We start from the raw sequence: 12,624 nt of genomic DNA on the forward strand, positions 1-12,624 counted from the left end.
GAATATAATACAGCGGTACTTTTAGACTCGAGATATTATGTCCTCGCCAAGCTCTCCCTTGCACACATCTCCCTCACACAATTATTCCCTATTTCTGGTTATTTTTTCATTAGCTGTCGGTAGTTTCTGTATTGGAACAACTGAATTTGTCGCTATGGGTCTGATTCAGGAAATCGCCACAGACTTAAATGTCAGTGTTCCTCATGCAGGTTATTTCATCAGTGCTTATGCGCTTGGGGTCATGGTCGGTGCACCGATTATTGCCATCCTCGGCGCAAAAGTTCCGCGTAAAACGTTATTGCTATGCCTGATGCTTTTTTATGGCTTGGCCAATGCAGCGACAGCTTTTGCCACAACGCCAGAAACCATGCTGGTATCCCGCTTTATTGCAGGTTTTCCACATGGCGCTTACTTTGGTGTAGCGGCGCTGGTTGCTGCTGAACTAGCAGGTAAACAACGTCGTGCTACTGCAATTGCCCAAGTGATGATGGGCTTAACTATTGCCAATGTGATTGGTGTACCCATTGCCACATGGCTCGGTCAGCAATTTGGCTGGAAAGCAGGATTCGAATTTTCTGCGGTGATTGCGTTTATTACCCTGATTGGTGTTGGCTTATTTGTTCCGAATATTCCTCTGCAAAAGAGTGCAAGTATCAAGGCTGAATTGGCAGGTCTAAAAAATATCAATATGTGGCTAACACTTGCGGTTGGTGCAATCGGTTTTGGTGGCATGTTCTCGGTGTATAGCTATGTTTCACCGATTCTGACGGAATATACTCATGCCAATATCAGTGTCGTGCCGATTGCTTTAGCAATCTGGGGTACAGGCATGGTCATTGGTGGTCTGGTTGCTGGCTGGCTGGCCGATAAAAACCTGTTTAAAACCATTATCGGGATTCTGATCAGCTCTGCGCTCGCCTTTGTCGCGGCCAGCTTTATGATGTCCAATCTTTATACCGCGATTGCAGCTTTATTCCTGATTGGTTTTACCGTGATTGGTTTAGGCGGTGCCTTACAGACACATCTCATGGATATTGCTGGCGATGCACAAACTCTGGCAGCGTCTCTCAATCATTCAGCATTTAACTTGGCTAATGCTCTGGGTGCATTCTTAGGTGGATGGGTACTCAGCCATAATATGGGCTGGTTAGCACCAATCTGGGTTGGTTTTGTCTTAAGTTTGGGTGGTTTGGCTATTTTATTAATTGCGCTGGCTTATGCCAAATATTCACAAAAAAATGAAACTGCTGCGTCTTAACAGCAGTTTCATTTACTCATTTTCATGCATTAAATTTGCAATCTGTCGATCATGCCACTTTGATAACAATAATAAGGCCATGATCGACCCAATCAAGGCAAAAAACATATCTGATTGCGTATCCCACTCATCCCCTTGAGTTCCGAGGAATTCTTCTGCTCCCTGTCCCAATAACAATGCTGCAGCCCATTCGATCAATTCATAGGTCGCACTAATTGCCAACACAATACAAATCACAATAAAACTCAGCATTTTGCCTTTGGCTAAAATATGATTTCGAATCAATATTTCACGAGCCACTATTGCTGGTACAAAACCCTGCATAAAATGTCCGATCTTGTCGTAAGGATTACGATCCAAACCAAACCATTCTGCGATTTCAAAACCGAAAGGCACACGCGCATAGCTATACGCCCCACCTACAATCAGCACAATGGCATGACAGAAAATAAGTACGTACAGCAAATGGGTGAGTGGAAAAGTTTTATAAGTAACAAACAATAACGGTATCGCAATCAGAACAGGTGTGACTTCAAGCCACCAAGTGGTGCGATCAAAAGGTTGGATCCCTGAAATGACCAATAGAATGGTTAGAATCGCAGTACCCAAGCTTAATAAACAAATACGCATCATTTTATAAAATTATTGATCTCATTATTTATATCATCATATAAAAAACCCGCGGAAAGTCCTGCGGGTTTTTGTTATAAAATCGGCAAATTAGATTTTATTTCACGGCATCCGCAACTTCTTTAAGCATGGCTTGCATGCCACCCAAGCCATTATTCATCAAATACCAGTTACTCGAATCCAGATAGACAATATTGCCGTTTTTCGCAGCTTTGGACTCATTAATAATCTTGTTATTCAATACGCGCTTTGCACCTTCCTGATTTTCAGTAATTGCTGCGCCACGATCAATCACAAATAGATAATCTGGATTTTTCTGGGCAATAAACTCATGCGATACTGCCATACCATGCAATCCCACCTTGATTGAAGGATCTGCTGGCGTAAATCCATACAGGTCATGAATATTACCAAAGCGCGAACCTGGGCCATAGGCAGCAATCTTGCTGTTATTCACCAGAATTACCAAAGCCGTTTTACCTTTGGTCTTGTCTTTTAATGCAGCAATATCTTTTTCCAAAGTCTGTAATTGCTGTTCTGCCTCAGGCTTCTTGCCCACCATTTCAGCAATATTCAATGTTTGCTGTTTAAAAGAATTGAACTGATCGTTGTAATCCACATCGACAAAATAAGTTGGCGCGATCTGCTTGATTTGACCCACCAGATTTTCCATGCGGCCACTCATCAAGATCAGTTCAGGCTGACTGGCTGCAATTTTTTCCAGATTCGGTTCTTTCACTGTTCCTACATCCAGATATTTACCTTCACTGAAATTTTGTAAGACTTTCGGCAACGGCGTTCCTTTTGGCAAAGCAACCACTTTATCGTCCGCGCCCAAAGCATGAATGGTATTTAAAGCACTAGTATCCAGTACAGCAATACGCGACAAATTCGCTGGAATAGTAATTTGCCCTGCCTTGCTGTTAAAGCTTAAGGTTTCATGTGTAGCAGCAGTATTACTGTCCTGATTTGCCGAAGGTGTGTTGGAATTATCACATGCAGCCAATGCCACACTCAGCATCATGACTGGCAATGTTTTTTTGAAACGCATAATGAACTCCTAACTAATAAAATACAAACCTAATTTATGTTGTTGAACCTGCTGGATCGGAATATGGAAATCAAAAATATCTTGCAGAATATGTTCATCCATCAACTGTTGTGGATGCCCTTGATACACCAATTCACCTTCTTTCATGGCAATGATGTGATCGGCATAGACGGAAGCAAAGTTAATGTCATGAATCACCACAATGATTGATTTGCCATGATTCTCGGCCAAATCTTTTAAAACCCGCATAATCTGTGAAGAATGCTTCATATCCAGATTATTTAAGGGTTCATCGAGCAAGATATATTCGGTGTCCTGTGCCAAAATCATGGCGATATAAGCGCGTTGTCGCTGCCCGCCCGACAATTCACTGATTTGTCGGTGTCTTAAGGCTTCCAGATCCATATAGGCAATTGAGCGATCAATCACCTCACGGTCTTCCTGCGTTAGACGACCCTGTGAATAGGGAAAACGACCGAAAGCAACCAGATCCTCAATACTCAGGCGTAACTCGGTGTGGTTAGACTGCTTTAAAATCGCCAGTTTTTTGGCAATGTCGGCACTTTTCATCTGTTGCAAATCTTGCCCATCCAGCAAAACTTGCCCCTGATCTGCTTCAATTAAGCGGCTCATCATCGAAAGTACTGTACTTTTACCTGCACCGTTTGGGCCAATAAACGCCGTAAACTGTCCTTTGGCAATCGTCAGCGAAAGTGCATTTACCACACGCTGCTGTTGATAGCTTTTACTTAAATTCTTAAGCTCTATTGCCATTTTTTATTTTCCTTCAATAAAATCCAGAAGAAATAAATTCCACCGACAAAATTAATAATCACACTAAGCGTTGTTTTGAAATTCAGTACATGTAGAACCATGAATTGCCCAAGCATTAGACAAAGAATGCTGACCAGAATAATGCCAAGCAGTAAGATATGATGTTGATGGGTCTTGAATAGTTCTAAGGTAATGTTGAGGACCAACAAACCGAGGAACATCATTGGGCCAGCTAAAGCTGTGGCAGAAGCCAGTGCCAATACCACGAGGATCAACAACAAGCGGCTGGTCTTGTCATAATCCAGCCCTAAATTCAGCGCATGATCACGTCCCAGTGCCATCACATCGAGCTTGTGATAATGCTTCAGGCTGTAAAATAAAATCGGCACGATGGTCAGCAAGGACAGCCCCACTGTTTCCATTTTCACGACATTAAAACTGGCAAAACCAGCATAAGCTGCAATCTGAAATTCATCGGGATCCAGCAAAACCTGAAAGAACGTGGTCATGTTGTCGAATAAAGTCGAGCAAATCAGACCAACGAGCAGGAGGAAATAGATATTTTGCTGTGCGACTTTCTGGAAAATAAACCGATACAGCAGCAAGGCAAAGGTCACCATTAACAGCAAACTGATCAGATAATCGGTGACAAAGTTCAGTGACAATAACGTACTGGCACCAAAGAAATAGATAATCGCCGTCTTGGAGAGTTCGTATAACTTATCTAATCCTAAAGCCTGTGGTGTCACCACTCGATTATTCACAATAGTATGGAAAACCAAAGTCGAAACACCGACCGCCACACCCGCCACGATAATGGCAGCAACCGTTTTTAAGCGTAGATTCAAGGCATATTGCCATGCCACACCTAAATTCCAGCCGAGGTACAGTGCAATCGTTGCAAGCACCAATACAGCCAAAACAATCAGCTTGGTTTTATGAGGCATAACGATATCTCCTGAGTAGCAACCACAGGAAAATCACGCTTCCCACCACACCCATAATCAGGCTCACAGAGACCTCATAAGGGAAAATTACCACCCTGCCAAATACATCACAAAGCAGAACCAGCAAAGCACCCAACAATGCAGTATGTGAAAGCGTTCTACGGATATTGTCGCCCAGATACAGACTCACCAGATTCGGTACAATCAAACCAAGAAATGGAATCGCACCGACAGTGACAATCACCACACCAGTAATGACCGAGACCAGTAACAGACCAATAAAAAGAGTTTGCTTATAATTCAGTCCAAGATTCGTCGCAAAATCCTGCCCTAATCCAGCCAAAACAAAACGATTGGCAAAGATATAAATCAGAATCAGAACGGGCACGCTGAGATAAATCAGCTCATATTGACCATTTAAAATGGTGGAAAAGTCCCCTTGCAACCATCCTGCCAAGTTCTGTAATAAATCCAGTTGTAGCGCAATAAAGGTGGTAAATGCAGAAATGATACTGCCAAAAATCATCCCCACCAGTGGAACAAAAACGGTATCACGATGCTTTAAAGTCGCCAGAATACTCATAAAGGCCATAGCACCAATGAGCGTTACGACAACCGCAAAACCCGTTTTAATAAAGATCGAAGCACTTGGCAGTAAAATAATCGAAACCAGTACACCTAAACGTGCACAGTCATATAAACCTGCAGTGGTTGGAGAGACAAATCGGTTACGACTCAGTGACTGCATAATCAAACCACAGACACTCAGACCTGCACCCGCCACAATAATCGCCATCAAACGGGGTAAACGACTGGTCCAGAACAACTGCCAGTCTTGAGGATTGCCAGCCCACAGACCAGCAAGGCTCATCTCTCCCACACCGACAAATAAGGAAATAAATGCCAGCGGAAGCAATAATAAAATCAGGTAACGCCGCTTAATCATGTTGGGAGAACTTCATAGGATGCGTAAACTTAAAATAAGCTTAAAAAATACAAAACAGATAATAAGAAACTATCACAAACGAGAAAGATTATTGTTAACTTTTTTAAATGGATTTTAATCTCTATTAAGTACAACTTAATATTTAAAGAACTTTATTTTGGGGTATAAAAAGCGCTAAGTACTCACACACCTCAGTTATAGCGCTCCAAAATTGTTCAGATTTGAAAATGATTAGGAACTTGAGCTTAACCCTGCTCTACATTTTTATAATAAATCTTTGAATTATTCAGATAATTTCTCACCGCAATGTGGACAGAAACGATAATTCTTTTTTTCCTGCTCTTGATCTTCAAGTAATTTTTCTCGAACTAGCTGAATGATAATTTCATGGGTTTGTTCCTTAGGCAAACCGACTTTCTTGCGAATCCGTTCAATTTCCACTTGGTCATGTAATAGATCCAGTCCTTTCGCTTGTAGAACTTCACGAAACTCCTGTTCAAGACGCTGATTTCGCATATTCAATTCATTGGCTAGACCTGAGGCCAAAATACCTGCTGGTAAAGCAGCAATTCCTACCCCGAGAATAGTAATAAATGCCCCTAATATCCGCCCCAGATTAGTTACAGGTGTAACATCGCCATAGCCCACTGTGGTCAGCGTTACTACCGCCCACCACATCGCTTGAGGGATTGAACTAAAGGCGTCAGGCTGCGCTTTATTCTCAACCACATAGATTGCAGAAGCTGTCATTACGATCATAATCACCAAGATAAAAATAACAGCTTGGAACGAACCTTTTTCTCGCTGAATGACCCGTAAAAGAATTTGTAGTGATACAAAATAGCGTGTCAATTTCAATAAACGGAATAGTCGTAATACCCGCAAGAAACGTAGATCGAGATGTACGAAGAAGTTTAGATAGGCAGGTAAAATTGCCATTAAATCAATAATTGCACCACCACTTCTCATCCAGCGGAGACGTTGTTTCCAAGCGCTCTCTTGTGGGTTTTTCTCAACAATACTCCACAGCCGTAATAGATATTCACCACTAAAAATTATGATCGATAGATTTTCAAAAAAATCAAAATAGACACGATATAGCTTATAAAACTCATTCACCGACTCAAGTAATACCGCTGCAACATTGCCAATGATCAATGCGATTAAGAGATAATTCACACAGGTACTGACGCTACTTTTATAGTCATCGTTATGTAGGTTGTTATAAACAAATCGTCTTAATTGTTGCCATGAAAATTGAGTCATACCGTATTTATTGTTCGATCAAGCAGTTTAAAAATGTAGCACGTTGACTGTGTTTTTAATAAGAAATTTTGGTGTGAACCTCGCTTTTACCGCATAAAACAAAATCATTTGCCAAATCATTGACCTATCTCACGTGGTTTCAACAAAACTCTCTTTGAATTTTGCGGCCTCATTCACCGATAATAAAAGCTTAGTGGTTATTTCTTTAACGATTCATTCATAAAGAACTATAAATTTTATTAAACCCGTGACAACAAGGGGAATTTACATGGGATTTAAAGCTCTCCCTACGCTTATCTCTTTATTTATTGCATTGATCATCTGGTTCGTGATTCCTGTACCTGCTGGAGTCGACCCTGATGCATGGCATTTATTGGCAATGTTTGTCGGTGTCATTGCCGCCATTATTGGTAAAGCCATGCCGATTGGTGCAATTGCAATTATTGCCATTACCTTAGTCGCCGTGACAGGTGTCACCAATGACACACCAAGTGGTGCTATTCAAGATGCCCTCAGTAGCTTCGCCAATCCGCTGATCTGGTTGATTGGTATTTCGATCATGATTTCTAAAGGTTTGCAAAAAACTGGATTGGGTGCACGCTTAGGCTATTTATTTATCGCGGTGTGGGGCAAGAAAACCATTGGTATTGGTTATAGCATGGTGCTTTCTGAGCTGATTCTTGCACCTGTTACTCCAAGTAATACCGCACGTGGTGGCGGGATTATTCACCCGATTGTACGTGCCATTTCCACCAGTTATGACTCTGACCCTACCAAAGGCACAGAAGGTCGTATGGGGAAATATTTAGCATTGGTGAACTACCAAGCTAACCCGATTACTTCTGCCATGTTTATTACCGCGACCGCTCCTAACCCATTGGTGGTTGATCTAGTGGCGAAGGCGACCAATAGCCAGATTTCATTGAGTTGGAGTACTTGGGCACTGGCAATGTTATTACCGGGTTTGATTGCCTTGATCATCATGCCGCTGATTATGTATTGGATGTATCCACCTGAAGTCAAAGAAACCCCGAATGCAGCTCAGTTTGCCAAAACTAAATTGCAGGAAATGGGGCCTGTCAGTAAAAATGAAATCATTATGCTCGGTGTATTTGGGATTTTACTGCTGTTATGGGCGGGTATCCCGGCCATGATTTTTGGCTCAGCTTGGGCGGTTGATCCAACTACAACAGCCTTTATTGGCTTAGGATTATTGCTCATCACAGGCGTACTGACTTGGGAAGATATCCTGACACAAAAAAGTGCGTGGGATACCATTACTTGGTTCGCAGCTTTGGTGATGATGGCGACTTATTTAAATAAACTCGGTTTAATTACGTGGTTCTCTGGTGTGCTTGAAACTGGGATTGGTCATTTGGGTCTCAGTTGGATGCCTGCCTGTTTATTGTTAATGCTCGCCTATCTGTATGCACATTATATGTTTGCCAGTACCACGGCACATATCACTGCGATGTTTGCAGCCTTCTATACGGCTGGACTTGCACTTGGTGCCCCACCGATGTTATTTGCCTTAATGATGGCAGCGGCTTCTAGCATCATGATGACCTTGACTCATTATGCAACGGGTACATCGCCTGTTGTGTTCGGCTCAGGCTACACCACACTCGGTGAATGGTGGAAAGCTGGCTTTGTCATGAGCGTGGTTAATATCATCATCTTTGTGGTGATCGGCGGACTTTGGTGGAAAGTGTTGGGTTATTGGTGATTTAAAATTGAGGAACATTCTGCGCGAATAGGAATGTTCCTCTAACCTTAAACACCAAAATGTAAGACATACAAAGTATTATTAGAATCAATAACCTTCCGCATAAGCTCTGCTAATATCTCAAATTGTTGTATCACTTTACTTTTGTAAAGCATGATTTTTTCATAACCAGCAGTTTCTTTCAAAATACGATCAACCTTTTCATTAGGGTCAATCATATCGTCATCAGCATACATAAAAGTATAAGCGCCTGTTAACTTTAAGATATTTGGCGCTAACTTTAAAATATTAACTAGACTAGAAAATAAAATGAGTGCCTCAGTAGCCCCCTCTATATCGATAATAGTCATCGCATGATAATCGAGCCCATGCATTCTTATTTTCAATAAAGGACTGTAGGTTGGTAGCCACTTTAAGTAATCCATAAAATACAGGATTAAATCGTCATCAATTGAAACATCATAAGAAATCTTACCTGCAAGCTCACAGCAATCCTCGTAAGAAAATTCATTTTTATTCAATAAAACAAAGTCATGTATAAGTGCCATAAATAGAATCTTAGTTTAAATGGTAGTTTTCTCTATCAATCAAAGCTTTCCACTCTTCATGACTATAAAGTTTAAGATTATTCACTTGAGTACCAACTAATAAAAAGCGATCGTCCCATGTCAATACTTCTCTACTGTCTTCTAACTCTTTGTTTGAAAAATTGGGAAATAAAATCGTATTAAAATGCATTATTCCAACTTCAAGTAAGTGTTTAATCTCTCTAGGATTCTCAGGAATAGAGTGAAATACGGGTATATTTTCTATTAATTTACGAGCAATTTCATGAGGTTCAGAATCTAAATCATCCAAATACCATTTTTGGTCATCACATCTCCATAAATAAGCAGTAAAACCATTTTGCTCAATCATTAAGGTTTCTGTAATTGCATTTGGTTCCTGATACCAAACAGAAAATGCTAAGGTTTTTGTCGGAATAATTGAAAATTTTGGCGGTTTTAAATAAGGATAATCCTTTAACATTAGAGAAACTAAATCTTTAATTGCTGTTTCTAGATCCTCAACTTTCTGTTTTTTATTGATAATGTTAACTAGTGCAGAAATATTATCGCATATCTTCAAAATACTTTTCATTTTATAAAAAATAAGGGCCGATTACTCAGCCCTTATTCTAGCTTTTTGCTCAAACAAATCATAGATTTGCTCTTGCGCTAGGGAAAAGCCTTTCGGCTTTTCTTGATCCTAGCTCATTAAGTCAATTGAGCAGCTTGGATTTTCTTGGTATCAACTTGATCAGCTTCTTTTGTATATTCACTCATCTTGTCGAAGTTCAAGTATTTGTAGATGTCAGCAGAAGCGCTGTCGATTTGCGACGCGTACTGTTGATATTCTTCTGGGCTTGGTAATTTACCAAGAACCGCAGCTACAGATGCAAGCTCAGCAGAAGCTAAGTAAACGTTTGCACCTTGACCTAAACGGTTCGGGAAGTTACGAGTAGAAGTCGATACACATGTTGTGTTCGGTGCTACACGTGCTTGGTTACCCATACACAATGAACAGCCTGGCATCTCAGTACGTGCACCAGCACGACCGTAGATGTTGTACATGCCTTCTTCCATCAATTGATGCTCGTCCATACGCGTTGGTGGAGCCAACCATAAACGAGTAGACAATGAACCACCAGGTACTTTGTCAAGTAACTGACCAGCTGCACGGAAGTGACCGATGTTGGTCATACAAGAACCGATGAATACTTCATCAATCTTGTCGCCTTGAACGTCAGAAAGAAGTTTCGCGTCATCTGGATCGTTCGGGCAGCAAAGAATTGGTTCTTTGATGTCAGCAAGATCGATTTCGTAAACTTTTAAGTATTCTGCATCAGCATCAGCTTTTAACAAGCTTGGGTTGTCTAACCACTTCTGCATGTTTTCAGCACGGCGCGCCATAGTACGAGCATCGCCATAACCTTCTGCGATCATCCACTTCAACATGGTGATGTTAGAACGTAAGTATTCAGCAACTTTCTCTTCAGAAAGTGTGATTGAACAGCCAGCAGCAGAACGTTCAGCAGATGCATCAGAAAGTTCGAATGCTTGCTCAACAGTCAAGTCATTTTCCATTTCTGACAAATCGATCTCAAGGATACGACCAGAGAAGATGTTTTTCTTACCTTTCTTCTCTACAGTTAAGTCACCCGCTTGAATTGCGTAGTAAGGAATTGCATGTACAAGGTCACGTAAAGTGATACCAGGTTGCATTTTACCTTTGAACTTAACAAGTACAGACTCTGGCATATCCAGTGGCATAACACCAGTCGCTGCTGCGAACGCAACAAGACCAGAACCCGCTGGGAATGAGATACCAATTGGGAAACGTGTATGTGAGTCACCACCAGTACCAACTGTATCTGGAAGTAACATACGGTTTAACCAAGAGTGGATAATACCGTCACCTGGACGTAAAGATACACCACCACGGTTCATGATGAAGTCTGGTAATGTATGGTGAGTTGTTACGTCAACTGGTTTTGGATACGCAGCAGTGTGACAGAAAGACTGCATTACCAAGTCAGCTGAGAAGCCCAAGCACGCCAAGTCTTTTAACTCGTCACGAGTCATTGGACCAGTTGTATCTTGAGAACCAACAGTTGTCATCTTAGGTTCACAGTAAGTTCCTGGACGGATACCTTGACCTTCTGCTAAACCACATGCACGACCAACCATCTTCTGAGCTTGTGTAAAGCCTTTGCCAGTGTCAGCAGGTTGTACAGGTGTACGGAACAATGTAGAAGGTGCAAGACCTAATTCTTCACGTGCTTTCGCAGTTAAACCACGACCAATGATCAGGTTAATACGACCACCCGCACGTACTTCGTCTAAAAGTACAGGCGTTTTAAGGTCAGCTTCTGAAATTTGAGCGCCGTCTTTAAATGCAGTTACTTTTGCAGCAGCGTGGTCAATTTTCAATACAACTTCGTCGCCCATGTTCATGTTAGCAACGTCGATTTCTACAGGTAATGCACCTGCATCTTCCATTGTATTGAAGAAAATTGGCGCGATTTTAGAACCTAAGCACACACCACCATCTTTTTTGTTTGGAATGTGTGGAAGTTCGTCACCGAAGAACCAAAGAACCGAGTTAGTTGCAGACTTACGAGAAGAACCTGTACCAACAACGTCACCTACGTAAGCAACTTGGTTGCCTTTCGCGATGAGTTCTTTAATTTGGCTTAATGGACCAACTTCACCTGGTTTTTCAGGGTTGATACCATCACGTTCGTTTTTCAACATTGCATTTGCATGTAATGGAATGTCTGGACGGCTCCAAGCGTCTTGTGCAGGAGACAAGTCATCAGTGTTGGTTTCACCTGTTACTTTGAACACAGTGATTTTGATTTCTTCTGGAACGTCTGGACGGCTTGTGAACCATTCAGCATCAGCCCAAGATTGTAAAACAGCTTTAGCTGCAGCATTACCTGCTTTTGCTTTATCTGCTACGTCATGGAATGCATCAAATACAAGAAGTGTTTTCTTTAATGCTTCAGCAGCTAGCTCAGCAAGTTCAGCATTATCAAGAAGCTCAACAAGCGGTGCTACGTTATAACCACCAAGCATAGTACCAAGTAAGTATACTGCGCGTTCTTTGGTTACGAGTGGAGAGGTTGCTTCGCCTTTTGCAACGGCAGCTAAGAAAGCAGCTTTTACATATGCAGCTTGGTCAACACCTGCTGGAACACGGTTTTCTAGCAAATCGACGAGATATGCTTCTTCACCTGCTGGTGGATTTTTTAATAAGGCTACAAGTTCAGCAGTTTGAGCATCATCAAGCGGCTTCGGTGGGACTCCGAGTGCGGCACGTTCTTCAACGTGTTGGCGGTAAGCTTCTAGCACAGTGTTATTCCTCTTTTTTAAAAAATTACTTGTAAGTTCCAGCTTTGTACAAGCTTTACAAGCAATGTGGACAGCAAAATTTTACTAGACTTCGCGTCAAATGTTAATGCAACTACCGTATTTCTACGTG

At 41.6% G+C, this 12,624-nt stretch carries 11 protein-coding genes; 2 read left to right on the forward strand and 9 right to left on the reverse strand.

The window, feature by feature from the left end; translation table 11 throughout:
- Positions 1–37 precede the first annotated feature (37 nt).
- Positions 38–1,258 (forward strand): MFS transporter, encoded by a 1,221-nt coding sequence (locus PJ15_RS03515; RefSeq protein ID WP_047428039.1) that lies wholly within the window; start codon positions 38–40, stop codon positions 1,256–1,258.
- Between the two features lie 12 nt (positions 1,259–1,270).
- Here PJ15_RS03515 and PJ15_RS03520 read toward each other — a convergent pair whose 3' ends face one another.
- The 6 genes from PJ15_RS03520 to PJ15_RS03545 all read right to left on the reverse strand — a co-directional run bounded on the left by PJ15_RS03520 (position 1,271) and on the right by PJ15_RS03545 (position 6,872).
- Positions 1,271–1,891 (reverse strand): DUF2238 domain-containing protein, encoded by a 621-nt coding sequence (locus PJ15_RS03520; RefSeq protein ID WP_227504679.1) that lies wholly within the window; start codon positions 1,889–1,891, stop codon positions 1,271–1,273.
- 94 nt (positions 1,892–1,985) lie between these two features.
- Positions 1,986–2,939 carry a siderophore ABC transporter substrate-binding protein gene (locus tag PJ15_RS03525; protein WP_047428045.1) on the reverse strand — a complete coding sequence of 318 codons (954 nt, stop codon included), beginning with the start codon at positions 2,937–2,939 and terminating at the stop codon, positions 1,986–1,988.
- A gap of 9 nt (positions 2,940–2,948) precedes the next feature.
- On the reverse strand, positions 2,949–3,713 hold the full coding sequence (locus tag PJ15_RS03530) for an ABC transporter ATP-binding protein (RefSeq protein ID WP_004772594.1): 765 nt from the start codon (positions 3,711–3,713) through the stop codon (positions 2,949–2,951).
- Positions 3,704–4,660: an iron chelate uptake ABC transporter family permease subunit gene (locus PJ15_RS03535; RefSeq protein WP_047428047.1), complete on the reverse strand. Its 957-nt coding sequence runs from the start codon at positions 4,658–4,660 to the stop codon at positions 3,704–3,706. The genes PJ15_RS03530 and PJ15_RS03535 overlap by 10 nt, the downstream gene beginning before the upstream one ends.
- Positions 4,650–5,606 (reverse strand): ABC transporter permease, encoded by a 957-nt coding sequence (locus tag PJ15_RS03540; RefSeq protein WP_047428050.1) that lies wholly within the window; start codon positions 5,604–5,606, stop codon positions 4,650–4,652. Before PJ15_RS03540 ends, PJ15_RS03535 begins: the two co-directional genes overlap by 11 nt.
- Positions 5,607–5,888: 282 nt before the next feature.
- On the reverse strand, positions 5,889–6,872 hold the full coding sequence (locus PJ15_RS03545; RefSeq protein WP_047428053.1) for an ion transporter: 984 nt from the start codon (positions 6,870–6,872) through the stop codon (positions 5,889–5,891).
- 268 nt (positions 6,873–7,140) lie between these two features.
- Here PJ15_RS03545 and PJ15_RS03550 point away from each other — a divergent pair, with 268 nt between their 5' ends.
- The gene (locus tag PJ15_RS03550) at positions 7,141–8,598 is read left to right on the forward strand and encodes a DASS family sodium-coupled anion symporter (protein ID WP_047428056.1); all 1,458 of its coding nucleotides are present in this window, start codon (positions 7,141–7,143) and stop codon (positions 8,596–8,598) included.
- A gap of 47 nt (positions 8,599–8,645) precedes the next feature.
- Here PJ15_RS03550 and PJ15_RS03555 read toward each other — a convergent pair whose 3' ends face one another.
- The 3 genes from PJ15_RS03555 to PJ15_RS03565 all read right to left on the reverse strand — a co-directional run bounded on the left by PJ15_RS03555 (position 8,646) and on the right by PJ15_RS03565 (position 12,494).
- Positions 8,646–9,146: a hypothetical protein gene (locus tag PJ15_RS03555; protein WP_047428061.1), complete on the reverse strand. Its 501-nt coding sequence runs from the start codon at positions 9,144–9,146 to the stop codon at positions 8,646–8,648.
- Between the two features lie 10 nt (positions 9,147–9,156).
- On the reverse strand, positions 9,157–9,738 hold the full coding sequence (locus PJ15_RS03560) for a hypothetical protein (RefSeq protein WP_047428062.1): 582 nt from the start codon (positions 9,736–9,738) through the stop codon (positions 9,157–9,159).
- A gap of 116 nt (positions 9,739–9,854) precedes the next feature.
- Positions 9,855–12,494: a bifunctional aconitate hydratase 2/2-methylisocitrate dehydratase gene (locus PJ15_RS03565; protein WP_004772603.1), complete on the reverse strand. Its 2,640-nt coding sequence runs from the start codon at positions 12,492–12,494 to the stop codon at positions 9,855–9,857.
- Positions 12,495–12,624 lie beyond the last annotated feature (130 nt).

The sequence above is a fragment of the Acinetobacter sp. neg1 genome (genome assembly GCF_000788125.1).
Classification (GTDB): Bacteria; Pseudomonadota; Gammaproteobacteria; order Pseudomonadales; family Moraxellaceae; genus Acinetobacter; species Acinetobacter vivianii.